The following is a 26,672-nucleotide window of genomic DNA, read 5'->3' as shown; positions in this document are numbered from 1 at the left end:
GGTGGGGCCGATGCGCTGCATCGGCCCCACCCCCATTTTCACCGGATGGAGGCTAGGCGCGCGCCTGACTGTGCGGCGGAACATTGTCCAGGAGCCGCGCGTCGTTGGCCCCGTCGCCGCGATCGGAGGAGTCCGCCATCGAGCCCGGGCGAATATCCTCGGGACGCACGCGATCCTCCCACGAGGGAGCGAGCCCCTCGTCCATCAGGCGTCGATCGACGTCGGAGACGAAACGCGCGACGCGGCGACGCCTGCGCGGCGAGGCCTCACTCATCGGAGCCCTCCTCGGCGGGGGCAGCGTCTTGCGCTGCACCGGGCTTCGTGCGGCGCACGACATTTCCCAGGACGGCGTCGGACTGGAAGCCCCGGCGCGTGATGCCCAGGGCGTCACGAAGCTCCTCGGCGGTCTCCAGATCCGTGCGCTCAACGCCGTCTGAGCGCACCCATGCCGCCATCTCGTCCAGCTGATCATCCGAATACGCCGCCAACGGAAGCCCCTTTGCGATGGCCGGGCGCGGACCACGCTCCTGCTCACCGGCCCGCTCCCTGCGCCTGATGGCCAGGAGCATGCCGGTCGTATCCTCGTCCGCCTTGCGGCGGCGCTGAGACTCCTCGTCAAGCTCCTCATCCAGCATGGGCAGGCGGGGGGCGCTCGCCTCCCCGGCACCCGAGCCCCGCTCACCACCGGCGGTCGTGTCGGCGCCGTCGGATTCGGGTCTCTCGTCGGTGTCGTTGATCGCTTCCTCGGTCTCCTCGTCGTCGAGCACGCGCTCGGGAACGTCCACGACGGGCTCGTCCTCGCCGGAGCGCAGGGCGTCGAGCGCGTCGAGGACCCTATCGACAATCGCCGCGGATTCCCTGTCGGGGTCGATGAACAGGGCCATCGACAAAACCGTGTGCACCGTCCACCCCTGGGCTTCGAGCCAGCGGGGACGGGCGCGGTCACGCACGCGCTGGCTGGGTTCCGCCAGATACTCCTCGTCGTCCATGAGGACGGCGACAAGGAGGCGTCCGGGCGAGTCGGGGTGCCCGATCGCCAACGGGACGCGCATGCCGCCGGGAATCCCGACGTTCGCGACGACCTCCAGGCCGCGGGAGTAGAGGTGGTCGGCCAGATCCACGAGGAGGCGGTCGGGTTCTCCAGCGACGACCGGCCACGCATCCATGCCCTCCCCCGCGTGTCCCTCGGCGATCTCAATGAGGTCAACGAGCATGCGCGATCCCTCGTGGCTCAGGCGATCCCGATCGACGTCGGCGCTGTGGAGCGAGGACACGAGGGTCAGGTCGCCGCGAACGACGCGCAGCGCCTCCGCCAGGCAATCCGCGCCCCCCTCCGTCGAGAGCACGCCGAAGTCGTGGATGACGCGGCCGTGGGGAGTCTTGGCGAAGCCGACGGAGAGGATCATCGACTCGCGCGTCAGGCCGACGACGTCGTTGGGGCCGACGACGACGAAGGGTTCCGGGGTGCCGCGATCAAAGAACGAGGCCAAGCCCGGCTCGTGGCTGCGCAGCGCCTCAAGAGCCTCGCTGATGCGCTGGGCATGCCGCTCGGAGAGCGCCACGACCGCCAGGGAGCGTTCGGGTGACTCTACCGCGTGCTCGATGACGGCGTCGACGACGGCGTGCACCTCGGCGGAGGTCGATTCCACCGCGTGCGCTCCGGGGGCGGGCATGCCGCTGGCATCGACCCAGCGGGCGCTCACCGGCGCGTTCGCCGCGGTCCAGGGCACGGGAATGCCCGCGTGCTCGTAGCCGTATCGGGCCAGCAGCAGGGCTACCTGGTCGTTGAGGCGACGCGGGCCGGGCTCGACGCGGACAATCGGCAGGATCGTCGCCAGCTCGCGCGTCGCCCCACCGTCGCGGGAGGCCGCGAGGTCGTCAATGACGACGAGCTGGCGTCCCCGCGCGATGATCGGCGCAAGTTCGGCCAGGGGAAGGCCGTCGGCCCCGTCGAGCACGACCAGATCGACGGTGCGCCCCGGCGGAGCGAGGACGGGAACCATCGAGGGAACCGTCATGAGTACGGGGAGCAGGTGGCGCACGAGCGGGAAGGAGGTGAGAAGCTCCAGGTCGCTGGGAATGGCTTCGCCCCCCAGGAGGTCGCGCAGTTCCTCGTACTGGTCGGCGCGCGCCGCGAGCGCGTTCGTTCGAATCCTGCGCACGCCAGTGATCGCCTGCGGGACCAGGGAGGCGACCTGCGCTTCGTCGAGCTCGCGGCCCTCGCGAGCGAGTTTCTCCAGCCCCGCCGGATCCATACCGCCCAGCGCGGGCCGTGCGCTGAGCATGGCGCGCAGCAGAGACGCCCACCAGGCCAGGTCGAGCTCGGTGTCGATGGCGTCCTCGTCCACGCCCCGGTCGGCCAGGTCCTGAGCCAGCTCGTCGAGGCCGCGCTTGGCGAGTCGGGAACGCAACGCCAGCCGCGCGGGCACCTCGCGTGCGGCCGAGGTGTCAGACGCCCACCGCTCGATGAGGCTCGTGAGGCGCTGCAGGTGTGTCGCCACCAGGTCCGGTTCTTCGGCGGCAAAGACGGGCGCGATCGCGTCGAGGTCGTCGCGCACCGAGTCGGTCAGCGTCGAGATTTCGCCGATTCGGGCCGGCAGGATCGGCCACGAGTCCTCACCGCACACGGCGCACCATGCGTCGCGGCGCTCCTGGACGCGGATGAGGGCTCTGTGCAGGTCGGGAACGTGCACTCCCGGGCGCACGAGATCCTGGGCCTGCTTGACCAGGCGTGTGCGCTCCGAGCGCCCCATGGAGATGCCGTGATCCTTGCGCCACTGTTTCGGCGCCGTCGCAATCACCATGTCCGCGGCGCTGCGCTCAAAGACGCGCGGCTGGAAGACATCCAGGACATCCGCGATCCCGTCGAACATGGTCAGCTGGCGGTCCCACTCGGCGAGGGTGCCCGCCGGCTTGATGCCGGCCTCGCCGGCGACCGACGCGATGTGTACACGCAGCTGCGGAAGGGTCTTCGAAAGCCGGTCCACGCAAAGAAGCACGTCGCTGGCCTGCTCGTCGGACGTCACGATCGCGCGGGACCATGCGCAGGAGTGGTCGACGACGAGCTTGCCCGATTGCAGGGCCTCCCGCAGCAGCGCCCGCGCGCTTTCCCCCTGGTCGACCGCGATATCGTAGAGCGCCTGCTCGCTGAGCCGCACGCGGGTCGTGGGCGTGTTGTCTCCGGTGGTGAGGTCCGTGAGCGCGCGCAGGGCATCCGCCGCGCATACCCCGAAGCGCCCGAAGGGCTCGTGCAGTGCCGACGCGTAAGCTGCGAGGGCGGAGCGGACCTCGCGCAGGCGGGCGCGCATCGCATCCACGTTCTCCTGGTCGATGACGGGGGCGGTGTCCTCCATTGCCTTCTTCACGCGGTCGGCCAGCGCCTTGCGGGCATCCGAGTAGCCGTCAATGTTGGCGACGATGTCGGACATCCCCACCTCGTCCAGCCGCGAGTAGGCGGCGATGGACCGGGAGGGCGAGGTCGAGACGTGCAGGACGGAGCGGCCGGTCGCCGCGGCGTCCGCGAGAATCGCCGCCACGACCGATGCGTCGTCGGTGTGTGCGGGCAGGTCGACGAAAACGCTGTGCCCCTCCGCTGCGGCTTCGACGGCATCTTGCTGGGAGGGAAGCAGGTCCCCCACGCCCTTCTCCGCCCAGGGATCTCGGTCGCACGGGTTGGTCCGGGGGGCCTGCGCCAGGTCGGCACGCGCGTCCTGGTCGCCGGCCAGAGCGCGGATGATGACCGAGTCCTCCAGGGCGCTCACGTCCTGGTCGAGGCTGGAGGCGAGCGCCGAGGCGGGATGGATGAACAGGCCAACGACCAGCTCGTCGCGAATCTCGAAGTGGGGCAGCCGAGCTCCGAGGCGATGCAGGACCGCCATTGCCTGCGACGATGAGAAGCCGTGGTCGCCGCTGGCCTCGGCGAGAACTGCGTCGCCGTCGATGTCCTCGCCGCGCTCGCGCAGGGCGGCGGCGAGTTCGGGGGCAAGGAGCGCGCCGTGTCCCATGGCGATGAGCACGTCGTCGTCGCGGCGCACGAGGCGGACGGGGCGCAGGAGGGCGGGCACGGTGATGGTCGCATGATCGGCGCGCCAGGATGCGGTTCCTATCCCCAGGTGGACGGGACCCGTTCCGTGGGTGGCCGCGCGTTCCTCCGAGCGGGCGATGATTGCGCGCGCGCGTTCGAGGGCGCGTCCCAGGGCGATGGGTTCGCGGATGAGGAGGCTCAGGCGCACGGGATGTTCCGTGTACAGCTGGGCGAGTCCGCCGGGGTGGGCGCCGGTCAGGGACAGCGTCGGCAGGGACGCTCCGTCACGCGCGATGTCGCCGTCCAGGCGCGCACGCCACGCGGCGCGCGCCTGACCGACGAGGGAGGTCGGGTGCGTCGACGTCGACGAGGCCTTGGTGGCCTGCGACTCGTGTGCGGGACGGCGCGAGAAGATACTAGGAACCACGTTTCCACCCTACGGCAGGGCGGAGCCAATCCACGCTGCGGCGCGCCCGAAACGGGTCGACGACCGAAATGGTTGCGACGGCGCCGACGCGCCAAGCACACCCGCATGAGGATGAGGCCGACGCACTCCGGGACGGTTCCGACCGACACGCCCGACACCCCCAACAGAGGACCGCAATGGCGGTCACCAGGTAAGCCGCCGCGTTGCGCACGGCTTCGTCTACCAGTGCCCCCGAGACGATTCGAACGTCCGACACCCGCTTTAGGAGAGCGGTGCTCTATCCCCTGAGCTACGAGGGCGTGACAAGCTGTCCGCGCCCACTGTAGCAAAGTGAGCGCGCGAGCGCCCCCTCACCGTCGCCTACGGGCGTTACGTCACGCACGGAGCGGCCCTCGGGCGGCGCCAGGCGCCGGACGCGTCAACGGCCGGAACCTCGGGTGAGACTCCGGCCGTTTCGCCGGGTGCGATCAGCGACGCTCCCAGGGGGTGTGCACCGACGCTTCCGCCTCCCCGAGGTGGGCGGATGGAACAACCATGACGGGGCACGTGGAATGCCCCAGGACGGTCTGAGAGGTCGAGCCGAGGAGGACGCCCGCCAGGCCACCACGCCCGCGCGTGCCCACGACGACCAGGTCGACGGCCGTTGAGAACTCGATGAGGAGGGACGCAGCGGAGCCGTCAAGGGCGTGCCTCGACACGTGCATATCCTCGCCGTCAAGCGCAGCCTTGATGGCCGCGTCCATCCCCTCGCGCACCTGAGCAAGCAGGGCAGAATGGTCCACTCCCGTTGGGGTCCACGTCATCACGGAGGGGCCGACGGCAATCGGAACGGCGGAGACCGCGGTGAGCCTGGCTCCCCACAGGCGAGCCTCTCCGATCGACCGCCTCAGGGCGCTGGAGGGCTGATCGGTACCGTCCACGCCGACGACGATGCGCTCAATGGGGGTGAACTTCTTGCCCGACGTGTGACGGGGGACCACCACGACCGGGCACTTCGAGTGTGCCGGCAGGGCGGAGGAGACGGTCCCCAGGAGTCGATCGGCGAAACCTCCGCCGCCTCGCGACCCGACGACAATGAGATCGACCTCGGCGGAAAAGTCGATGAGGACTCCGGCCGGATCTCCAGGCTCGGTGGAGCCGGACACGTGGGTCGCTCCCCGCTTGCGGGCCAACGCCTGCGCCTCCTCGACGACCTGCTCGGCTCCCGCCTTCAGGGCCTCGTCATCAAGTACCGCGTATCCGCCGTCCAGCGCGGCGGCGGAGTAGGAGGCCAGCGCGTAGGTGCACAGGCAGTGAATGCGCGCCCCGGTGCGCGCGCCGCGATCAGCGGCCCAGGTGACGGCGGCCAGGCTCTCCGTCGAGCCATCGACACCGACCAGAATGACTTCGGTAGAACTCATGATGTCCTCCTCGTGGTGGCAGTCACCTATTATTGTGCCGTATTTTAACGACCGACGAAAGCCCAACCGGCACAGAAAACGACTGTCGCCGCAGCCCAAGGGACCGCGGCGACAGTCGAATGTCGAGTCGTTGCTCAGTAGCGCACGTAGGTCGCGCCAGCGCGCACCGGAGAAATCTGCGACAGGCGGCCGGGAACCGTGGCCTCGACCATCTGGCCGCCGCCAATGTAGATGGCAACGTGACCGGGGTAGGACACGATGTCGCCGGGCTGCGGGTTGGACACGATGGTGCCGCCGGCGGCCTGAGCCGACGAGGAGTGCGGCAGGTTGATGCCGGCAGCGGCGTAGGCGTACTTCACCAGCCCGGAGCAGTCGAGACCAGCGAGGGACTCGCCGCCGTAGACGTAGGGGATGCCGGTCAGGCCCAGGGCGACCGAGACGATGTCACCGCCGGCCGCGTTCAGCGCGGCCTGGCGAGCGGAGTTGTCCGTCGAGGTCGCGTCGCCGCGCGTCTCGGACCGGGAGGCGGCCGAGCCAGACTCGTCTGCGGCGGAGGTGGCGGCCGGGGCCGGCGCCTTGGGGGCCTCTGCGGTCGTCGTTGAAGCGGCATCATCGTCTGCGGTCCACGCGATGTCCGGGACCTCAACGGTCGTCACGTCATCAACGGCGACGGTCGTCGTGTTCTGGTCCGTGCTCTGCGGCTCGGACTGAGGGGTGGCCGGGGCGGCGTTCGCAACGCCCGCGGCAATGGCGGTCAGCGCAACACCGGCGGCCGACGCGAAAGCAATGGGTCGGACGGCCCCAGCGGTGTTCACACCGTCGACCATCGAATCGGTCAGGGGGCGACGCGCCAGGCGGTGACGCGGAGCAGGCTTAGTAGTCTTCACTCATGTTCTCCCAGTTTCCCTGCGAGGTTAGCTGTCGGGTTCGGGCGGGAGGCCCGGCTCGCAATGCGAGCTTCACCCCGAGGCTCCGAGGAGCCGCATGTGGGTTCCCCGCGTGAGACGGTATTTCCGCACCATTCGTCGTCTCACTTCGGGCACCGAATGGGCGGGCGGTCTGATGACCGTTGCCAACTATACCCCGCACGCCCGGTCAGTGTCACGTTCTGATAACATCACTCACATTCACCGTGACGTTTCCGTAACCTTTTCCCCACATTTTCATGCCAACCACGGCCCTCATTTCGCCCGATACCGGTCCAGAATCCGAGACATCAGCCCGTCGCACGACGAAGGCCGAGACCCCATAGGGCCCCGGCCTCGACTCGTCGATCGGTTCGACGCTCCCCCTACTGTCCGGAGACGAAGAGGTGGGCCGCCAACGCCATCGGGATCGTCAGATAGCCGCTCACGTCACCGGCCTCATCCAGGGCGGCGACCCTCACCACGTTGCCGTGAGCCGAGAGCCCGACGCGAGCGCCGGGACGCAACCCAAGCTCGTCAAAGGCCGCCAGCAATTCCGCGTCGGCTTGAATCGGCTCGCCGATGCGTTCGATGGTGAGCGCCCCCACCTCCAGGGAGCGCACAGCAAGCTCGGCGGAGTGCGCGACGCCGCCCCCCATGCCCGGCATCGGATTGCCGTAGGGGTCCACGCTGGGATCCTTCAGGAGCTCAATGAGCCGAGCCTCAACGGTATCGCTCATCACATGTTCCCAGCGGCACGCCTCGTCGTGCACCTGTGCCCATTCCAAGCCCACGACATCGAGGAGCAAGCGTTCGGCCAGGCGATGCTTGCGCAGGACCTCGGTCGCCCGCGAGCGCCCCTCGTCGGTCAGCTCCAGGCGCCGATCACCCATCACATGCAGGAGCCCATCACGCTCCATGCGCGCGACCGTCTGGGAAACCGTCGGCCCCGAATGCCCGAGGCGGTCGACGATGCGCGCGCGCAGAGGCGTCACCCCGTCCTCCTCAAGCTCGAGAATGGTTTTGAGGTACATCTCGGTGGTGTCGATCAGGTCTGCCACGACGTCCTCCTTCATATGGCATATCGCCCCCTCAGGATAGGACGACCTTTCTTGAAGTAACACGCAGTGACACGATGACGCGAAAAAGTAGACTTGCCTTCCTCTGTTCTCACAAGGCAATTCGATCAATGAGCATGATGGAAATAGGCCGTCCCGGGGCGCTAGGCTGGAATCATGGTGGTTTTCCCCGACATCCCCCCGGCTCTCCTGCCCGCCGACGGACGCTTCGGCTGCGGCCCCTCCAAGGTGCGCCAGGCGCAGCTTGAGGCGCTCTCCGCGGGCCTCATGGGTACCTCGCATCGCGCCACCCCCGTGCGTCACGTCGTCGCATCCTTCAAGGAAGGTCTGCGCACCCTCCTCGACGTTCCCGAGGACTACGAGATCGTCTTGGGCAACGGAGGGGCGTCGGCATTTTGGGCCGTCGCGTGCGCCACCCTTATCCGCTCACAGGCATCGCTCGGATCGTGGGGGGCTTTCGGCGCCAAGTTTGCCGACGAGGTCTCGCGCGCCCCTCATCTGCGCTCTCCCCTCCTCGACGAGGCGCCCCCCGGCTCGCTCGTCACGCTGTCCCCACGCCCACCCGCCGACGGCGTCGACACCTACGCATACCCGCACAACGAGACCTCGACGGGGGTGGCCTCCCCCGTCTATCGGGTGCCCTCTCCGGGATCGCTGACCCTCGTGGACGCCACGTCAATCGCGGGAGCCTCACCGGTCGATCTCAGGCAGGTCGATGCCTACTACTTCTCGCTGCAGAAGGCCATCGGTTCCGACGGCGGTCTCTGGGTGGCCGTCCTCTCCCCCGAGGCCATCACACGCGCCCGCTCCATCGAGGCTTCCCCCGATGGCCGGTGGATCCCGCAGTTTCTCTCCCTCGGCGCAGCCATCGACAATTCCCGGAAGGACCAGACCCTCAACACCCCGGCGATCGCCACGATCGTCATGGCGCAGCAGCAGGTGTGCTGGCTCAACGCGCTGGGTGGCATGGCGCAGGTACACGCACGCTGCGAGCATTCCTCCTCCCTCATCTACCGGTGGGCAGACTCTCACATGGCCGCCCACCCCTTCGTCGCCAACCCGGCGTGGCGCTCGCCGGTGACGGCAACGATAGAGATCGACGCGGATGTGTCCGCGAGCGCGCTCGCGAACCACCTGCGCGCAAGCGGGATCCTCGACATCGGCGCCTATCGGGGTGTCGGCGCCAACCAGCTGCGCATCGGGACGTGGCCGAGCGTGGAAGCCAGCGATATTGAGGCCCTCCTGGAGTGCATCGACTACTGCCTGGAGCGCGTCCTGTGAGCCTGTCGGCCTGGCGCTGACGAAGGAACCGGGGTGGGCGTGCCGCCTCGCGTCGAAGCCGCGCGCCCGCTGCCCGATCAGCGTGACGAGGACGGGCCGGCCTCGCCTTGACCCACCGAGCGGGGCGGGGCGTCCACCGAGGAGTCAACATCAAGGCCAAGCCACGGGAACGAGGGGCGACGCAAGAGGCGCGCCCTCCAGTGACGCGCCGCCCACAGGGCGCACACCGCAGCAACGCCGAAGGACGCGATGCCTCCGACAAGAAGCGCCCATCGGGCGCCCATGGTGCGCCCCACCCATCCGATGAGCGGCGAGCCGATCGGCGTCGCCCCCAGGAAGACCAGGGAGTACAGGGCCATGACACGCCCGCGCTTGTCCGGGTCCGTGCGCGTCTGGATCAGGGCATTGGCACTCGTATTCATCGTGAGCATCCCAAACCCGGTAGGAATCGACATGAGCGCGAAGAACCAGTACGAGGGCGACAGGCCCAGGGCGATTTCGGCCGCGCCGTAGAAGGCGGCGCCGAGAACGATCGTGCGCAGCCGGGGAGTGCGCCGTGCGGCGCCGGTTGCCCCCATGATCGAGCCGACGGCCATGAACGAGGAGAGGATGCCGAAAGATCCGGCGTCTTTCCCAAACACCGTGGTGGCCATGAGCGCGCTCGTCATCTGGAAGTTCATGCCCAGTGCGCTCACGACGAAGATGAGGACCAGGATGATGCGGATGTCGGTGCGTCCCCTCACGTAGGCGAGCGACTCGCGCAGCTGACCGCGGGCGCGCGGGGCGAGGGTGCGCGGATAGAAACGGTCGGCGCGCATGAGGGCGAGGGCGATGACGGGGGCGGAGAACATGCCCGCGTCTATGAGGAAGACGGGTCCCACGCCCCACCATTCGATGAAGAGTCCGGCCGAGGCGGGGCCGATGAGGCGAGCTGCGTGGAAGGCGGTGGCGTTGAGGGCGACGGCGTTTGCCATCTTCTCTCGGGGAACCAGCTCCCCCACGAACGCCTGGCGTGCCGGCGTGTCGAACGCGGAGATCGTTCCCGAGACGAAGGCCAGGGCATACTGGTGCCACAGCTCTCCCGTTCCGGTCACGACGACGATGCCGATGACCAGGGACACCAGGCCGATGCCCGCCTGCGTCGCCTGCAGGAGCCGCCTGCCCGGGACCCGATCGGCGAGAACGCCTGCGGAGGCGGAGAAGAGGATGATCGGCAGAAACTGCAGGGCCGTGACCACACCAACCTGGGTGGAGTCGTGGTCGGTGAGTACGGTGAGCACGTACCAGTCTTGCGCGACGCGCTGCAGCCACGTGCCGGTCGAGGCAACGAGGGTCGCCGCGAACCAGTAGCGGTAGTTGACGTAGCGCAGTGATGCGAAGGTCTTTGACACGCCTTTCCTCCCATTCCGCTCAACCTACCCCGCGTGGCCCGGCGAGCCAGACGTTTGCGCCTCGGTGGTATCGAACCAGGATACGACCACCCCGCCGCGATGAGGCTGCGGCGGGGCGGTCGCAAGACGAAGGGTGACGAATCAGCCGACGCCGAGGAGACGCTGGATGGGTCCCATCAGGAAGTAGATGACGAAGAGGGCGGACACAAGCCACATGAGCGGGTGAACCGTGCGCGCCTTGCCCGTGACCAGCTGGATCAGCGCATAGACGACGAAGCCGACGCCAATGCCGACGGACACGGAGTACCCAAAGGGCATGAGAGCAATCGTCATGAACGACGGGATCGCGATCTGCGGGGCACTCCAGTCGATGTCGGTCACCTGCGTCATCATGAGGAATCCGACGAAGACGAGCGCCGTGGAGGCGGCCTCGGTCGGAACCAGCTCGACGAGGGGGGCCAGGAAGGTCGACAGGAGGAAGAGGACGCCGGTGACCACCGACGCCAGGCCGGTGCGGGCTCCCTCCGCAACGCCCGAGGCAGACTCCACGTAGGAGGTGTTGGAGGAGACACCGCCGACGCCTCCCGCCACGGCCGCGAGCGAGTCGATGATCAGGATCTGGCGGGTCCTGGGCGGATTGCCTTCCTCGTCCAGGAGCTTGCCCTCGGATCCGACGGCCACCATCGTGCCCATGGTGTCGAAGAAGTCGGCGAGCATCAGCGAGAACACGAGAAGGATGAGAGAGACGACGCCGAGCTTACCGAAGCCTCCGAAGAGGTCAACCTTGCCGAGCGTATCGAAGACCGGGACCGCAATCGGGGAACCCTTGAGCTCGGGAACCGTCTGTCCCCATCCGGTCGGGTTGGTCTCGGAGATCCGATCCACGTGGGCGAACGCCTGGACGATGACCGCCAGCACGGTCGCCGAGACGATCGAGATCAGCACGGCGCCCTTCACACCGCGCACGTAGAGAACAAACATCAGGAAGAGCCCGAACACGAACACGAGGGCCGGCCAGCCGTCGAGGGAACCGGAGATGCCGAACTGGACGGGGGTCGCACCCGTGCGGACGATGCCTGCGTTGACCAGTCCGATGAGCGCAACGAACAGGCCCAGACCCACCGTGATCGCGGTCTTGAGCGCGGGCGGCACCGCGCGGAACACGGCCTCGCGGAATCCCGTGAGGACCAGGAGGAAGATGAGGATGCCCTCCCAGGCGATGACCCCCATGGCCTCGCCGTAGCTCAGACCGGAGCTGAGGACGAGCGTAAAAGCGACGACCGCGTTCAGGCCCAGGCCGGCGGCGAGCGCCAGAGGGTAGTTGGCGACAACACCCATGAGGATCGTCATGACGCCTGCGACGAGGGCGGTGCCGGCGGCGATCCCCTGGGTGGTGATGGAGCCGTCAGCGGGGACCGCGTTGCCGAGGATCGCCGGGTTAACAACCAGGATGTAAGCCATCGCGAAGAAGGTCACGATGCCTCCGCGAATCTCGTGGCCGACGGTCGAGCCGCGCGCGGAAATCTGGAAGAACGAATCGATTGACTGTGCGAAGCCGCCGTGGGACGCGGCGGTCTTTTCTTGTGTGCTCACCGCTCAATCGTGCCCGGTCGGAGTCGCTCGCGCAAACACACTCACCGACTTTCCACTTGTTGAGAAAGCATCCGGGAGTCGGCGGTGGATCCTCGTCCATCCGTCGGTCGGCTCCGGCGCTAGTTGGCGCCTTCCTCCCCGGCGTCGTCACGGTCCCCGTCCGAGGCCGGCCGAGGCATCGGTTCGGCGTCCAGCGCCCCCTCGTTCACGCGCGAGGGGCGCACGGGCCACGCCGTGGAGTTCTTCGGCACGTCGGTTTCCGAATGCGAGCCGCAGGTGTGGTCGAGCGACACCACGGCGCCGTCATCGGTGGCCCACTCGTTCGCGCACACGCCGAACATGGTGCGCATGTCGCCGCTCATCTTCATGAGGAAGCCGCACGTTGAGCACGTGTTGCGCGGGCGCCGCCCCGACTTCGGGCCGCGTTCGGACTGATACCAACGCGTGGCGGCCTGGCTGCGCCCCTCCGGGGAGAGGACTCGCGGGCGCCCCACGCCCAGCTCACGCACAATCGGCAGGTCGGGATCGGAGCTCGTGTCTTCGTAGCTGTGCTCCAGGCGCACGTCGTCGGCCACGTACGGAAGGGTGTCCTCGCGGGAAATATCCGACGGGCGCAGGCGGTCCTCCCACGGCACCCACTCGGGAGCAAGCAGCGCGCCGTCGCGAGGCGTCATGTCGACCTCGCATACGGTCGCCACGCGGCCGCGCGGAACACGCGCGATGGTCACCGACCAGCACCAGCCAACGTAGCCCTCGTCGGTGGACGCAAAGTAGTGCGTGGCGAGGCGGTCCGAGACCATCTCGAAACCGACGTGCTCGCCGACAGGACGCGGGTGGGCGACGGCCTCCGCTCCCGCCCTGGCCACGTCAACGGCGGCCTCGAGGACAGCGTCCTTCTTGATCGCCCGACTCCGGGCTTGTGTTTTAGGCATCAAATTCCTCTGCGACGGCCCGCAGGACCTTCGCAATCTTGGTCGCGTTGTCCGGGTAGGAGCCGCGGCGCAGGGATGCGCTGGATGAGTCGAGGAGCTTGATGAGATCCTCCACAACCGGCACCATCGCCTGCGGTTTGCGGCGCTTCGCGCGGGCAACGGAAGCTGTTTCCTTCAGGAACCGCACGCTCAGCGCCTGCGGTCCCTTGCGCCCGTCGGCCACCGAGTATTCCACGCGCGATCCCACGCGGGGATTGGGGTGGTCGGCCGGCAGCGCGGACGAGTGGAGGAAGACATCCGCGCCGTCATCTCCCGCGATAAAGCCAAAACCACGGTCAGCGTCGAAAAACCTCACCTTGCCGGTGGGCATAGTCCCCTCCTTCTGTTGATCGTCTGAGAGCCCCAAGGGCTTGCTCCTATCATAGGGCGCTCGCTTGCGCCGCGTCGCCAACGCACGGATGCCTGTAGCGAACAGCACCACGTGCCCCAAGGCAGACCGACTATCACGTAGACTGACCTCACGGAAACCGCCGATTCGAGCGAGTCGCCCCCTATCAGGGGCACGCACGCGCGAGATGGTGTATGTTTACCTGTTCGCCACACTGCAGGAGGACCCCGTGTCACGATTCCGCCGCTTCAGTCTCGTCACTGTCGTGTCAGTGATACTGCTTGCGCTCGGCTTGCCGGCTTTCGCCGCTGCCCCGCTGAACGCGAGCGCAACGGTGACGGATCCGCAGGGTTGGCTGGAGGACTCCGACCGCACCGCCATCGAGACGGCGGCCAGCGATGCCGCCGCCCGCGGCAAGAGCATTCACTTCGTGTTTGTCTCCGACTTGTCCGGTGCGAATGCCGACCAGTGGTGTCAGCAGACCGCAACGAGATCCTCCCTCGACTCCGGTGAGATCCTCTACGTCATCGCTTACTCCCAGCGCGTTGATGTGACGTGCGCGAACGGCGGTCAGTCAGCCTCCCTGGATGCTGCGAGGCGGGCCGCCGAGAAAAAGCTCTCGTCCAATCCGCTGAGCTCGCAGGACGCGGCGCAGGCGGCAACCGCCTTTGCCAACACGGTCGTATCGGGCACTCGGACCTCGGCGCCGTCAGGCTCCTCCGGCGGCTCGTCGACATCGTCCTCCCGGGCGAGCTTCCTGCCCTTCATCATCCTCCTGGGGATCGTTGTCGGCGGCTTCCTCTTGATCGCCATTGCCATGGGCGTCACGTCGCGCCGCAACAAGAAGGCGGCCAAGCGCTCCGCCACGATCGACGCGGAGGCCGCGGCGAACCTCGTCAAGGAAGCAAATCGTCAGCTTCTTGCGGCCGACGAACAGGTGCGCACGGCCGCCGACGAGCTGCACTTCGCGCAAGCCCAGTTCGGCAGGGCGGGAACCGACGAGTTCGAGAGCCTGTTGGAGGCCGCAAAGGCCGCCGTCGGACGCGCCTTCGACGCGCAGCCACAGATGACCGATGCCCCCACGCCCGCCGCACAAGCACAGCTCGCCAAGAGCATGATGCGTGATCTCGCGGCGCACATGAACCCGCTGAGCGCCGCCCAAGCCGCCATCGCCTCCAGGCGCGCAGAGCAGGCGACGCTGCCCACCCACATCGCGGAGGCGCGCGAACGCCTCGCCGAGGAGTTGAGCGACCTGGAGCGCGCCAAGGCTGAGCTGGAGAGTATTGCGAGCATCTACCCCGCTCAGATGCTTGCCTCCCTCCAGGACAATCCCGAACAGGCCGCGGCGCTGCTCACCTCGGCTCGCACCGCCCTGGACGCCGCCGAGGCTGCCGCCGAGACGGACCGAGCTCGAGCGCTGAGCGCGCTGGACACGGCGCAGCGCGCGCTGGCTATGGCGAATCACCAGACCGATGCGATCTTCTCCGCCAAGTCCGATCTGGATGCCATACGCGACCGCCTCGGCGCCGCAATCGGCTCCATCTCCTCCGACATTTCCGACGTCGAGCGACTGGACACCGACCCCGCCACCTTCGATCCGATGGTCGCCGACGCTCGCGCGGCCATCGCCGAGGCCCAGGCCGCTCTCGCCAACAATGGCGATCCCCTCGCGGCCCTGGAACACCTGCGCGCCGCCGAGGCGACCCTCGACGCCGCCCTTGCTCCCCTGCGCAGCGAGGAAGAGACCTACAACAGGGCCCGCTCGAGCGCCCAGGCGCAGCTCTCCCTCGCCGAATCCGCTGTCGCGCAGGCCGAGCGCTACGTGCAGGGGCGCAGGGGCGCCATCGACCTGCAGGTGCGTTCCACCCTCAACGATGCGGAGCAGGCCCTGCGCGCGGCCCGCGAGGCGATCGAGAACGACCCGACGGCGGCGATAACCCACGCGTCCAACGCCCGCGCCTTCGCCGACCGCGTCATGGCCACTCCCATCCAGCCCGCAGCCGGCGAGACCTGGGGATCCACTCGCTCTGGCAACGGTTCTTTCACCGGTTCCTCGCTGGGGGACTTCCTGCTGTGGTCCACCCTCTTTTCTAACGGTGGATCGAGCCGCCACCGGCACTGGGACAGTGACTTCGACCCGTTCCACAGCGGAAGCCGAAGCTCCGGCTCGGGCTGGTCCTTCTTCTCCGGCTCCGGCTCCGACTGGGGAGGGTCCTCCGGCTGGTCCTCCTCCTCCGGCTCCGACTGGGGAGGGTCCTCGGGCTGGTCCTCCTCCTCCGGCAGCTTCTAACCCAGCCACCGACCTGCGAGACAACAGCCTCGCGCACAACCCGCGCTCCACGCGCACCACCACCAAAGGAGAACAACATGGCTGAAAAGCAGACGATCATGGGTCGCATCGCCCAGCTCGCGAAGGCGAACATCAACGCCCTTCTCGACAAGGCCGAGGACCCGCAGAAGATGATCGACCAGCTGGTTCGCGACTACACCAACTCGATCATCGAAGCCGAGAACGCTATCGCACAGACCCTGGGTAACCTGCGCATGGCGGAGAAGGACTACGAGGAGGACGTCAAGGCCGCTGCCGACTGGGGTCAGAAGGCGGCCGCCGCCTCCGCGAAGGCCGACTCCCTGCGGGCAGCCGGTGACGAGGCTGGCGCCACCAAGTGGGATGACCTAGCCAAGGTCGCGCTCGGCAAGCAGATCCAGTTTGAGAACGAGATCAAGGCCGAGGAGCCCTCCCTCCAGGCACAGCGCGACGTCGCCGAGCGCCTCAAGCGCGGCCTGTCGCAGATGAAGGACAAGCTTTCCGAGCTCAAGTCGCGCCGCGACCAGCTGATTGCCCGCGAGAAGACCGCGAAGGCGCAGGCCCAGGTCACCGACGCGCTCGGTTCCATCAACATCCTGGATCCCACGAGCGAACTCGGACGCTTCGAGGACCGCGTGCGCCGCCAGGAGGCCCTCGCCCAGGGCAAGATCGAGCTGGCCGCGTCCTCCCTGGACGCGCAATTCGCCGAGCTCGAGACCGACTCCTCGCAGCTGGAGATCGAGGCGCGCCTGGCCGCCCTGAAGGGCAAGCCGGAGGCCACGCCCGAGGCGTGAGGCAGTCTCCCGCTGGGCGGGATAGACGGGGCCGGGCCACCCGAGCGGGTGGCCCGGCCCTGCGGCTTGTGCACGCGGAAGGCTGGCGCGCCTCGCGCCGCGCTCGCTACAGGAAGGACATCGGGTCGAAGTCGTCAATGTCGATGATGTGAAGCCTGGGCAGGCGCACCTGGAATGCGTGGACGTCGTACTCCAGGTCGATAATCTCCAGGCCTCGCTCCTCCAGCTCGTGCAGCTGGGAGGAGAGGAACTCCTTGAAGCACATGATGGCGACGCGGCGCCCCTGGTCGAGAAGCGCGTCAATCTGGGGCAGGAAGTCAGCGTCGTGGCTGGCCAGGATGACGTCGCCCGAGTCGAGCTGGGCGATGGCATCCATCGTGCGCTGCAGGCCCACGTCGACAACCTTCATGTCGGCCGGACCCGACAGGGGGATCACCGAGTAGTCCATCGCGGTGAGCGCCTGGACGAACCCCATGGGCAGGAAGCCGGAGGAGCCGTTGAGGAAGAACAGGCCCTTGGCGCGCTGGTTCCAGCGGCCGTGCGCGCACTCCAGGACGCGGTCCCACCGGGGGCGTTCCTCCGGGTTCGGGCGCCGGTCCAGGACCGACAGCCCGAGGGTCGCGTCGATGTTTTCGCCGTCTACGACGAGATATGTCATTTGTTTCTTAGTGTTTTCCATGGAAAGTATCCTAGCTGATCGGCGCGGATCTCGAAGCGGCCTTGGGTCCTAGACATTCCTCCCCGTCTCGACAAAGCCCGTTATTCTCCCGTCACTCCATCGATAAAGAAGGGAGATTCGATGGCTTGGCGAGCGAAGCACTGCGCGTCCTGTCCGCTGCCGAGGGCGGGTGGCCCATCAAGGACAAGAGTGGCAAGGCCGTGAATGTATGCCCAGAGGGTCACTTCCGCGTGGGGATCGTCGGTCCCGTAAGCGACGCATGCCAACGAACGCAGCTGGGAGCGCGCGGCCAGGCTGGCTTGCCTCAGCCCCGGGTGTGCGTCGGCGTCGTACATGTCTGATCGGAACATGATCCGAAAGACGCCGGGATTTGCCAGGGCGCACGACAGGTAGGCATGTCCGGCAGCTCGCGTCACGTCCTGCGGCGACGCCCCATCACTACGCTCCCTGGCCTCACGAAGTGCCTGTTCGAGGGAGCGGTAACCCTCCTCGACAAGCGCCACGAGGATCCCTTCGCGCCCCTGGAAGTGGTGGTAGGGAGCTTGGTGCGTACAGCCCGCACGACGAGCAACTTCGCGCATGGAGAGCGAAGATGGCCCACCCTCATTGAGGAGATCACGACTGATCGCGAGGATTACCTCGCGCAGCCCCTCGGATGTCGTAGAGCGCGTCATGCCCCTAGTCTAGCCGATACAAGGACTAAACTTGACAGTGTCTAGCACGCATGTTGTCATATGTAGACACTGTCTAGTTTTAGGAGTTTCCATGTATGACGCGATCGTTATCGGCTCGGGCATCGGCTCACTCACGACGGCTGGCCTGCTCGCACAAACCACCGGATTGCGCGTTCTCATCCTCGAAAAACACTGCACCCCCGGCGGACTCACGCACTCGTTCCGGCGAATGGGAGCATCGTGGGACGTAGGCCTGCACTACGTGGGAGACATGGAACCCGGCTCACGCCCGCGCCAGCTCATGGACTACCTCACCGGCGGGGCCCTCTCATGGAAGCGCATGCCAACGGGCTACGACCGTTTCTACCTGCCCGGCCACGGCCTCGACGTTACTATCCCGTCCAGTCTCGAGGAATACCAGCGCCTTCTCATCTCCTTGTTTCCACATGAGAAAAGAGCGATTCGCCGCTACCGCGCAGACGTTCAACGAGCCTATTCCTGCATGTCGCTCGGCTATGTCCGGGAGATGGTTCCCGAGCAGGTAGCACCCGCCGTTCGCCTCGCTCAGCGAACGCTCGCCGGCCACGCGCTCGAGCTGACGCAACACTACATGGAGCGCCGCTTCCGCGACCCGGCGCTGCGCGCCCTACTCACCACGCATTGGGGCGACTACGGGGTTGAGCCAACGCGCAGCGCGTTCGTCGCCCACGCGATGATCGTGTGCCACTACATGGACGGCGCATGGTTCCCACACGGCGGAAGCGGGCAGATCGCGCGCATGATCGAGGAACGGATCCGCGCAACCGGAGGTGAGATTCGCCTGTGCCAGGACGTCGACGACGTCCTCATCGACAACGGTCGAGCAGTGGGCGTGCGCATCACTGATCGCAGCGGTCCCGTGCCCGTCGCCTACGAGGAGCGTGCCCCCATCGTGATTTCCGGCGTCGGTGCACGCGAAACCTACACCCGACTACTACCAACGACCGGTCCGGTCGGCGCGCTCACTGCGCACGTCCGCGACAGGATCGCCCGCCTCGGGCACGGAGGCTCCGCGGTGACCGTCTATCTCACGGCCGACCACTACCCCGCCGGCGTGGACGGGTCGAACGTCTGGGTGAATACATCCCAGGGACCCGATGACCTGGAGCAGATGACCGAGGACCTGTGCCAGGGACGCCCTCAATCAGCCTTCATCTCGTTCCCGGGAATCAAAGCCGGAGACCGACACGCAACAGTGGAGATCGTGTCCTTCGCCCAGCCGGAGGCCTTCGACCGATGGTCGGGAACGAGGCCGGGGATGCGCGGGGAGGACTACGAACGCCTGACGTCGGCGATGGCACGCGGACTCATTGACCTCGCGGACACGGCCATACCCGGATTGAAAGACGCCGTGCGCTCCGTCGAGGTCGCCACCCCGCTCACCATCGAACACTTCACGTCACACGAGGGCGGATGCTTCTACGGACTACCCCTCACACCCGAGCGCTTCGCCGCCGACCTAGCCTCTCCCTCGACCCCCATCGACGGCCTCTACCTGACCGGACAGGACGCAGGAATGCCCGGCATCGTGGGTGCCGCCCTGGCCGGCATGTCCACGGCCTGCAAGGTACTCGGGCCCGCGGGATATCCCCGCATCATGCGCGCACTGCGCGAACAGGTCCCCGCCCAGGATCACGCCGTTTCCTCCCACGACACAACAACCGAACGCACCGCCGGGGCGACACGCCATCGGGCGACAGTACAACGCGCTCGTTGGATGAGCCCCACCACCCGCGACATCACACTCGAGCTACCGGAATGCGCGACGTGGGAGGCAGGCCAGTACGCGCTCGTTCGGGTTGCTCCATTCGAATGGCGACCTTACTCGCTCGCGTCAGCCCCTGGGCGCACCGTCAGGCTCCTCGTTGACGTGCGCACGAAAGGCATGGGCGCCTCCTGGGCGAGCACCATCGCACCCGGCGACGACGTCGACCTCGAGCTGCCGTACGGCCACTGGCTCGTCACGACAGACAAGGACACCACCGAGGCCGAGGCACCAGACCGGCGCATTTTCATCGCAACAGGGACGGGCATCGCCCCATTCCTCGCAGCGTTCGAGCTCGACAGGCGCGACGACGACATACTCATCGTCGGATACTCACGGACGGAAGACATCCTGACAAGCCGAGTCGACACACCGCTGCCCCGGCTCATTCGATGCGTCAGCCGCGAGGCAGCGCCCGGCACGTTTCACGGGCGTATCACCGACTACCTGAACGCCGAGGGCATCGATCCCCAGGCGACGTACTACGTGTGCGGCTCCGCCCACATAGTCCGCGACATTTCGCGCATCATCCAGGCCGGCGGCGCACGCGTCTCCTACGAGACGTTCTAACGCGCCGCTCCCACGCGCGGCGAGGCCGGGACTGCTCGAAGCAGCCCCGGCCTCGCGCGTCGCGATGCCGTCTACTTCACGTCCTCATCGACCCAATCCAGGGTGCGGGTCACCGCCTTCTTCCACAGGCGGTACGTGCGGTCGCGCTCGGCGGGTTCCATTGCGGGAGTCCAGCGCTTGCCTTCCTGCCAGTTGGCCACGACGTCGTCGGTGCCCTTCCAGAAGCCAACCGCGATGCCGGCCGCGTAGGCCGCTCCCAGCGCGGTCGTCTCGATGACCTTGGGCCGCACCACGTCAACGCCGCACAGGTCGGCCTGGAACTGCATGACGAGGTCGTCGTGCGTCATACCTCCGTCCACCTTGAGTTCCTTGAGCGGCACGCCCGCATCGGCGTTCATCGCGTCGAGGACCTCGGCGCTCTGGAAGGCGGTGGACTCCTCGACGGCTCGCGCGATGTGGCCCTTGTTCACGTAGCGGGTCAGGCCAACGATCGCACCGCGCGCGTCGGAACGCCAGTAGGGGGCGAAGAGCCCGGAGAACGCGGGAACGAAGTAGACGCCTCCGTTGTCCTCCACCGTGCTCGCGAGCGCACCGATGTCCGAGGACTTGACGATCATGCCCAGGTTGTCGCGCAGCCACTGCACAAGCGAGCCCGCCACGGCGATCGACCCCTCGAGTGCGTAGACGGCCGGCTGGTCGCCGATCTTGTAGGCGAGGGTCGTGAGGAGGCCATTGTCGGAGAAGACGGGTTCGGTACCGGTGTTCATGAGCATGAAACATCCGGTGCCGTAGGTGTTCTTGGCCATGCCCTTCTCGAAACACGCCTGCCCAAAGGTGGCGGCCTGCTGGTCGCCCAGAATGCCCGAGATCGGCGTGTCGACGAGGAGGCCGTTCTTGCGTCCGTAGCCGTAGATTTCGGAGGAGGACTTGATCGTGGGAAGCATCGACATGGGGATGCCGAAGATCTCGCAGACGTCTTCACGCCAGGTGAGGGTGCGGATGTCCATGAGCATCGTGCGCGAGGCATTGGTGACGTCCGTGCAGTGCACGCCGCCGTTGACGCCGCCCGTCAGGTTCCACAAGAGCCACGAGTCCGTGTTCCCGAAGAGGAGGTCACCGGCCTCGGCGCGTTCGCGCGCCCCTTCGACGTTGTCCAGGATCCACTTGATCTTGGAGCCGGAGAAGTACGGCGACAGCCCCAGGCCGCAGATCTGGCGGAAACGATCCGGCCCCTCGTCTCCCTCGAGTTCCTTGACGATGTCGGAGGTACGCATATCCTGCCAGACGATCGCGTTGTAGACGGGTTCACCGGTGTTCTTATCCCACACGACGGTGGTCTCGCGCTGATTCGTGATCCCGATGGCGGCCAGGTTGTGGCGGTTGATCTCCGCCTTGCCCAGCACCTCGGCGACGACGAAGCGAGTGGTCTCCCAAATCTCGAGAGGGTCGTGCTCCACCCAGCCGGGGTTGGGGAAGATCTGGGTGAACTCCTTCTGGCCGACGGCGATGATCTCGCCTGCATGATTGAAGATGATTGCCCGGGTCGAGGTTGTTCCCTGGTCGATGGCCATGACGAATTCTTTGGCGGTCATGAGTGTCCTTTCGGAAGCGATTTCACGTCGTTGTGTCGTTGCGCCGGTCCCCCTGGCGCCGCATCAGAGGATGCTGTGGTCCCGAGTCGTCGGCGACAGAAGACCGGGGTTGCGCGGGCGAGGGCGCCTGGCACCCTCGCCCGCGCGCTCACCCTCAGGCGAGGGCGAGGAAGTAGATGGCGGTGCCGACGATGGCACCGATGATCGGGCCGACAACCGGCACCCAGGAGTACGCCCAGTCGGAGCCTCCCTTGCCCCGGATGGGCAGGATGGCGTGGGCAATGCGCGGGCCGAGGTCACGGGCCGGGTTGATGGCGTATCCGGTGGGGCCACCCAGGGAGGTGCCGATGACGACGATGATCAGAGCGACCCCCAGCGGGCCGATCGCCGTTTCGGTTCCCCCCGAGACGAAGACCCACAGGATGAGGACGGCGGTGCCGATGGCCTCAGTGAGGCAGTTCCATCCGTAGGAGCGAATCTCGGGACCCGTGGAGAAGACGCCGAGCTTGAGGGCCGGATCGCAGTCCTCATCGAAGTGCTTCTTGAAGGCGAGCCAGACGAGGACAGCACCGACGAACGCGCCGAGGAATTGGGCGACGACGTAGACGAGGATGTTCGTGACATTGACGGCGATGCCGGGCGCAAGCTCCACCGTCGAGTCGAAGGCGTGACCGACGGCCTTGGCGATGGTCACGGCCGGGTTCAAGTGACCACCGGTGCGGTAGGCGACGTAGACGCCGGCGAAGACCGCCAGGCCCCACCCCCAGTTGATCATGAGCCATCCGCCGCCCTTGCCCTTGGACTTGGGCAGCAGGTTCGTGGCGACGACGCCACCGCCGAGGAGGAGAAGGACTGCCGTGCCCAGGAACTCCGACCAGAAAATCTGGCCCAGCGTGATCGGAGCCGTTTCTACGGCTGCCGGAAGCAGTGTTGCGAGCATTGTTCTCTATTCTTTCTCCGGTGCATCCTCGCACCGGGTCACCGGTGGTCTTCCACCGCCAACAGTGTGCCACCGGACCCTATTCGACCGAAAAGGGTCCGCGGTCATGTCTCAGTATGTCACCTGCTGCACGTAAGCCCAAACTGAATGCACGTCCGTTCAGTTCGGGGAACGTGAGCGTGATCATCTGACGACGCCCAATCTACCCTCCCGCGCCCACACGCCAATGACCAAACGCACACATGTGCACGCCTGTGCATGGCACACTAGAAAACGTGACAATACGTGACGAACAGGCCCACGAGGCGGCTTCGATGTACTACCTGCAGGGGCAAACGATGGAGACAATCGCTCGCCACCTGCAGATATCGCGCTCCTCCGTATCACGACTCCTCGCGCACGCCCGCGAGGTCGGCCTGGTCCGCATCTCCGTCTCCGCCTCCCCTGGTCTCAAGGGCACCCTCGCCGGGCAGATCGCCGACATCTTTGGCATTCAGGTCTCCGTCGTCCCGGTCCACGACGTGCACACCGAGGTCAACCGCCTGCACAACGTCGCCCTCGTCGCCGCCGAGCACCTCACCGACATGCTCTTTCCCGGCGCCACCCTAGGAATCGCGTGGGGCAACACGACCGCCGAGATAGCGCGCGCGATGCCCCACGTGCCCTTCCCCGGTTCCACGGTCGTCCAGCTCAACGGAGCCGCCACCGCGACCGAGACCGAGATGCCGTACGCGGAAGCAATCATCACCTGTGCCGCCAAGGCCATCGGCGGACGCATCGTCAACTTCCCCGTCCCCGCGTTCTTCGACTACGCCGACACCAAGGAGGCGCTGTGGCGCGAGCGCTCCATCAAGTCGGTCCTCACAACAATCGACAACGCCGACGTCGCGCTCTTCGGTGTCGGCTCCATGTCGGCGCGCCTGCCCTCCCACGTCTACTCCGGTGGATTCCTCGAACCCGACGAGATAGCGGCGGCCCAAAATGACGGAGTCGTCGGCGACGTGTGCACGGTCCTCATCCGCGAGGACGGTTCGACCGACATGCATCTGAACGAACGAGCGTCGGGGCCGACCCCGGCGACGCTGAAGAAGATCCCCCGGCGCCTGTGTGTCGTCGCCGGAGCCTCCAAAGCCCTTCCGCTCCTCGGGGCTCTGCGCGCGGGGGTCGCAACCGACCTCGTGCTCGACGACGGGGCCGCGCACGAGCTGCTCGATCTCGTTCACACGAGGGCTGGCCACCCGCGGCTTCGCCCCTAGCCTCCGCCGGTACGAGGGGACCCCTTCGCGCCCGTGAGCGGAGCGAAGGGGTCCCGCGCGCAATCAGCCCAGGCGCTTGACCAGCGGGAAGGGGATCGTCTCGCGGATCCCCTGGCCCGTCAGCACCATGAGCAGGCGGTCGATTCCCATACCCATGCCGCCGCACGGCGGGAATCCCTGCTCCATGGCGATCAGGAAGTCCTCGTCCATGACCATCGCCTCCGGGTCGCCGTTGGCGGCCGCGAGGGCCTGCGCCTCGAAGCGCTCGCGCTGGACAACCGGGTCGGCCAGCTCGGAGTAGGCGGTCGCCGTCTCGAAGCCGCGCACGTACAGATCCCACTTCTCGGTCAGGCCGGGGCGGGAGCGGTGGTAACGGGTCAGCGGCGAGGTGTCCTCGGGGAAGTCATAGACGAAGGTGGGCGCCCACAGCTTGGAGGCGACGAGCTCCTCGAAGATGTCCTCGACGATCTTGCCACTCACCGCGTAGTCGTCGACCTCCAGGCCGACGCGCTCGGCGTACGTGACGAGGGTTTCGCGCGGCGTCTCCACCGTGACCTCCTCGCCCAGAGCCTCCGACGTTGAGCCGTACAGGTCGATGCGATCCCACTGCCCCGACAGGTCGTACTCGGTACCGTCGGCCAGGCGCACGATCTCTTCGCCCTCGGGCAGGCCGAAGGCGTCGCGAGCAGCCTGTTGAATGAGGTCGCGCGTCAGGAGCGCCATGCCGTTGTAGTCCGAGTAGGCCTCGTAGGCCTCCAGGGAAGTGAACTCGGGGCTGTGCGAGGAGTCCATGCCCTCGTTGCGGAAGTTGCGGTTCATCTCGAAGACACGGTCCACGCCGCCCACGACCGCGCGCTTGAGGTAGATCTCGGTGGCGATGCGCAGGTAGAGCTCCATGTCGAGCGCGTTCATGTGCGTGGTGAAGGGCCTGGCGGCGGCGCCCCCGTGAATCACCTGGAGCATCGGGGTTTCCAGCTCGATGTAGTCGCGGCGGAAGAAGTTCTCACGGATCGAACGGTTCACCGCAGCACGCACGCGAATCATGTCGCGGGCGGCGGGGCGCGTGATCAGGTCCAGCTCGCGGCGGCGGATCCGCTGGTCCTCCGACAGCGTGACCTCTTCGCCATCCTCGGTCGTCCACGTCTTAGGCAGGGGACGCAGGGCCTTCGAGGCGATCGCCCACGAGGCGTCGGGGGCGGGAAGCGCGGTGGGAGCGGCGTCGTATGCCGCCCTGGCTTCCTCGCTCACCTCGGCGGGAGTGGCGAAAATCGACAGCTCGCCGCGCCGCGAGGAAATGACGCGCCCGTGGACGTACAGGTGGTCGCCCAGATCCACGTCGTTCTTGTAGGCGGCCAGGGAATCCGCTCCAACGGAGGCGGCGGAGAGCATCACCTGAATCTTGTTGCCCGCACCGTCCATGAGGGTGGCGAAGCACAGCTTGCCGCCGTTGCGCGCCAGGACGACGCGGCCGGCCAGGCCCACGTAGTCCTCGGTCTCCTCGCCGGCCTCCAGGTGGCCGTAGCGCTCGCGGACCTGACGAATTGTGGTCGTGATTGGCAGGCTCACCGGATACGCGGGGATCCCCGCCTCCATGAGGCGCGCGCGCTTGGCTGCGCGAACTTTGACCTGCTCGGGAGTGTCGTCGGAGGGCGCGTGCGTGGGCGCGGAAGAAGAATCGGTCATGGATCTATCGTAGCGGGATTTGCGCCCGCGACGAGGAACCGGCCCCGGTTGGGCAGCTCACGCGCCCGGGAGGTCGGCCGCGTAGGGAGCTGACGAGGATCCGCCGATCCCCTGCGTGGAGTGGGCGGCGGCCGCACAGGCGAGGGCGAGCGCCTCGGGCCACGGCATACGGCGCGCTCGGCGCGCCCAGGCCAGGGCCGCCGAAAAGACATCCCCCGCGCCCGTCGTATCCACCGCGCTCACCGCGGGTGCGGGCACGTGCAGGATCTGCCCATCGACGCACGAAACCACGCCGTTCTTGCCGCACGTGACCACGCAGTCGCACCCAAACGACGCAAACCAACGCGCAGCTTCCTCCACGCTCTCGGTGCGCGCGTAGGCGAGCGCCTCCTCCTCGTTGGGCGTGCACACGTCAGCCACGCGCAAGGCCTCCAGGTCGGCCGGATCCCAGGCCCCGGCCTCGTCCCATGCCGTGTCCGCCAGCACCCACGTCCCGCGCTCGCGCCAGGAGGACACAACCTCACTGTTCGCGCTGATTCCCCGCACGTCTGCGAGCAGGCACGCCGGCGCGTCGCCCCCCAAACGCGGCAACGCGGTCGTCCCGCGCGTGGTCATCGCGCGATCGCCGTCGAAGGACAGGGAGACAGTGACGTTTTGATCGCCCACGCGCTCACACGAGGAGGTGTCCACGCCCTCGCGTGCGAGCATCCCGTCCACGAACTGACCCATCTGATCGACGCCCACGCGAGCGTGCAGGCGCACGGGTACGCCCAGGCGAGCCAGCGCAATCGCCTGATTGGCCGCGCCGCCCGCGCACATGAGCGCTCCCTCCACCCAGGCTTCGCGGCCGGGAACCGGAGGACCATCGAGGGGACCCATGACCACGTCAAGGAAGGTCGGACCGTACACCGCGAACTGAGATGCGGCGGGTGCTCGAGATGCCACAGGTCCT

The 26,672-nt window shown here is 67.3% G+C and carries 20 protein-coding genes, 1 tRNA gene and 1 riboswitch; of the genes, 5 read left to right on the top strand and 16 right to left on the bottom strand.

Annotated elements, in window-relative coordinates; translation table 11 throughout:
• Nucleotides 1-52: 52 nt before the first annotated feature.
• From HMPREF9006_RS08380 to HMPREF9006_RS08355, 6 genes are all read right to left on the bottom strand, one after another.
• Nucleotides 53-274, bottom strand: coding sequence for a hypothetical protein (locus HMPREF9006_RS08380; RefSeq protein ID WP_009213173.1), 222 nt, complete (start codon nt 272-274; stop codon nt 53-55).
• Nucleotides 267-4,451 (bottom strand): hypothetical protein, encoded by a 4,185-nt coding sequence (locus HMPREF9006_RS08375; RefSeq protein WP_009213172.1) that lies wholly within the window; start codon nt 4,449-4,451, stop codon nt 267-269. The genes HMPREF9006_RS08380 and HMPREF9006_RS08375 overlap by 8 nt, the downstream gene beginning before the upstream one ends.
• Nucleotides 4,452-4,677: 226 nt before the next feature.
• Nucleotides 4,678-4,750 (bottom strand) — tRNA-Arg (locus HMPREF9006_RS08370).
• A 168-nt stretch (nt 4,751-4,918) separates the two neighbouring features.
• Complete coding sequence (locus tag HMPREF9006_RS08365) at nt 4,919-5,851, bottom strand: universal stress protein (protein ID WP_034231554.1); 933 nt, start codon at nt 5,849-5,851, stop codon at nt 4,919-4,921.
• 134 nt (nt 5,852-5,985) lie between these two features.
• A complete protein-coding gene (locus tag HMPREF9006_RS08360; RefSeq protein ID WP_202812224.1) occupies nt 5,986-6,738 on the bottom strand; it encodes a C40 family peptidase in 753 nt (250 codons plus the stop codon).
• Nucleotides 6,739-6,740: 2 nt separating this feature from the next.
• A riboswitch (cyclic di-AMP (ydaO/yuaA leader) is annotated at nt 6,741-6,879 on the bottom strand.
• Between the two features lie 263 nt (nt 6,880-7,142).
• Entirely contained in the window at nt 7,143-7,817 is a 675-nt protein-coding gene (locus HMPREF9006_RS08355) for a metal-dependent transcriptional regulator (protein WP_034232344.1), read from the bottom strand.
• A 174-nt stretch (nt 7,818-7,991) separates the two neighbouring features.
• Here HMPREF9006_RS08355 and serC point away from each other — a divergent pair, with 174 nt between their 5' ends.
• On the top strand, nt 7,992-9,116 hold the full coding sequence (gene serC / locus HMPREF9006_RS08350) for a phosphoserine transaminase (RefSeq protein ID WP_009213168.1): 1,125 nt from the start codon (nt 7,992-7,994) through the stop codon (nt 9,114-9,116).
• A gap of 77 nt (nt 9,117-9,193) precedes the next feature.
• Here the strand turns inward: serC and HMPREF9006_RS08345 are convergent, their stop codons facing one another.
• The 4 genes from HMPREF9006_RS08345 to HMPREF9006_RS08330 all read right to left on the bottom strand — a co-directional run bounded on the left by HMPREF9006_RS08345 (nt 9,194) and on the right by HMPREF9006_RS08330 (nt 13,402).
• Nucleotides 9,194-10,507: an MFS transporter gene (locus HMPREF9006_RS08345; protein ID WP_009213167.1), complete on the bottom strand. Its 1,314-nt coding sequence runs from the start codon at nt 10,505-10,507 to the stop codon at nt 9,194-9,196.
• A 141-nt stretch (nt 10,508-10,648) separates the two neighbouring features.
• Nucleotides 10,649-12,100, bottom strand: a complete 1,452-nt coding sequence (locus HMPREF9006_RS08340; protein ID WP_009213166.1) for an NCS2 family permease — start codon at nt 12,098-12,100, stop codon at nt 10,649-10,651.
• 119 nt (nt 12,101-12,219) lie between these two features.
• Complete coding sequence (locus HMPREF9006_RS08335; protein ID WP_009213165.1) at nt 12,220-13,032, bottom strand: DUF3027 domain-containing protein; 813 nt, start codon at nt 13,030-13,032, stop codon at nt 12,220-12,222.
• Nucleotides 13,025-13,402 (bottom strand): cold-shock protein, encoded by a 378-nt coding sequence (locus HMPREF9006_RS08330; RefSeq protein ID WP_034231551.1) that lies wholly within the window; start codon nt 13,400-13,402, stop codon nt 13,025-13,027. The genes HMPREF9006_RS08335 and HMPREF9006_RS08330 overlap by 8 nt, the downstream gene beginning before the upstream one ends.
• A 283-nt stretch (nt 13,403-13,685) precedes the next feature.
• Between HMPREF9006_RS08330 and HMPREF9006_RS08325 the strand changes: the two genes are divergently transcribed.
• Together HMPREF9006_RS08325 and HMPREF9006_RS08320 are read left to right on the top strand one after the other, a co-directional pair.
• Nucleotides 13,686-15,710, top strand: a complete 2,025-nt coding sequence (locus HMPREF9006_RS08325; protein ID WP_232209861.1) for a TPM domain-containing protein — start codon at nt 13,686-13,688, stop codon at nt 15,708-15,710.
• A 77-nt stretch (nt 15,711-15,787) separates the two neighbouring features.
• On the top strand, nt 15,788-16,522 hold the full coding sequence (locus HMPREF9006_RS08320; RefSeq protein ID WP_009213162.1) for a PspA/IM30 family protein: 735 nt from the start codon (nt 15,788-15,790) through the stop codon (nt 16,520-16,522).
• A gap of 106 nt (nt 16,523-16,628) precedes the next feature.
• On the opposite strand, the gene HMPREF9006_RS08315 is transcribed toward HMPREF9006_RS08320, so the two are convergent.
• Both HMPREF9006_RS08315 and HMPREF9006_RS08310 read right to left on the bottom strand, forming a co-directional pair.
• On the bottom strand, nt 16,629-17,201 hold the full coding sequence (locus HMPREF9006_RS08315; RefSeq protein WP_009213161.1) for an NYN domain-containing protein: 573 nt from the start codon (nt 17,199-17,201) through the stop codon (nt 16,629-16,631).
• Nucleotides 17,202-17,281: 80 nt separating this feature from the next.
• Nucleotides 17,282-17,875 (bottom strand): TetR/AcrR family transcriptional regulator, encoded by a 594-nt coding sequence (locus tag HMPREF9006_RS08310; RefSeq protein ID WP_009213160.1) that lies wholly within the window; start codon nt 17,873-17,875, stop codon nt 17,282-17,284.
• A 91-nt stretch (nt 17,876-17,966) separates the two neighbouring features.
• On the opposite strand from HMPREF9006_RS08310, the gene HMPREF9006_RS08305 reads away from it, so the two are divergent.
• Nucleotides 17,967-20,249 carry an FAD-dependent oxidoreductase gene (locus HMPREF9006_RS08305; protein ID WP_009213159.1) on the top strand — a complete coding sequence of 761 codons (2,283 nt, stop codon included), beginning with the start codon at nt 17,967-17,969 and terminating at the stop codon, nt 20,247-20,249.
• A gap of 71 nt (nt 20,250-20,320) precedes the next feature.
• Here the strand turns inward: HMPREF9006_RS08305 and glpK are convergent, their stop codons facing one another.
• Both glpK and HMPREF9006_RS08295 read right to left on the bottom strand, forming a co-directional pair.
• On the bottom strand, nt 20,321-21,841 hold the full coding sequence (gene glpK, locus HMPREF9006_RS08300; RefSeq protein ID WP_009213158.1) for a glycerol kinase GlpK: 1,521 nt from the start codon (nt 21,839-21,841) through the stop codon (nt 20,321-20,323).
• Nucleotides 21,842-21,995: 154 nt separating this feature from the next.
• Nucleotides 21,996-22,781, bottom strand: coding sequence for an MIP/aquaporin family protein (locus tag HMPREF9006_RS08295; protein WP_009213157.1), 786 nt, complete (start codon nt 22,779-22,781; stop codon nt 21,996-21,998).
• Between the two features lie 314 nt (nt 22,782-23,095).
• Here HMPREF9006_RS08295 and HMPREF9006_RS08290 point away from each other — a divergent pair, with 314 nt between their 5' ends.
• Nucleotides 23,096-24,037 (top strand): sugar-binding transcriptional regulator, encoded by a 942-nt coding sequence (locus HMPREF9006_RS08290; protein WP_009213156.1) that lies wholly within the window; start codon nt 23,096-23,098, stop codon nt 24,035-24,037.
• Nucleotides 24,038-24,100: 63 nt separating this feature from the next.
• Here the strand turns inward: HMPREF9006_RS08290 and HMPREF9006_RS08285 are convergent, their stop codons facing one another.
• Together HMPREF9006_RS08285 and HMPREF9006_RS08280 are read right to left on the bottom strand one after the other, a co-directional pair.
• A complete protein-coding gene (locus HMPREF9006_RS08285) occupies nt 24,101-25,720 on the bottom strand; it encodes a lysine--tRNA ligase (protein ID WP_009213155.1) in 1,620 nt (539 codons plus the stop codon).
• Between the two features lie 57 nt (nt 25,721-25,777).
• Nucleotides 25,778-26,665 carry a carbohydrate kinase family protein gene (locus tag HMPREF9006_RS08280; RefSeq protein WP_009213154.1) on the bottom strand — a complete coding sequence of 296 codons (888 nt, stop codon included), beginning with the start codon at nt 26,663-26,665 and terminating at the stop codon, nt 25,778-25,780.
• Between the last annotated feature and the right edge of the window lie 7 nt (nt 26,666-26,672).

The organism is Actinomyces sp. oral taxon 180 str. F0310 (assembly GCF_000185285.1).
Lineage (GTDB): Bacteria > Actinomycetota > Actinomycetes > Actinomycetales > Actinomycetaceae > Pauljensenia.
Note: the sequence above shows the minus strand (reverse complement) of the source record. Positions and strands in the feature narration are given on the sequence as shown.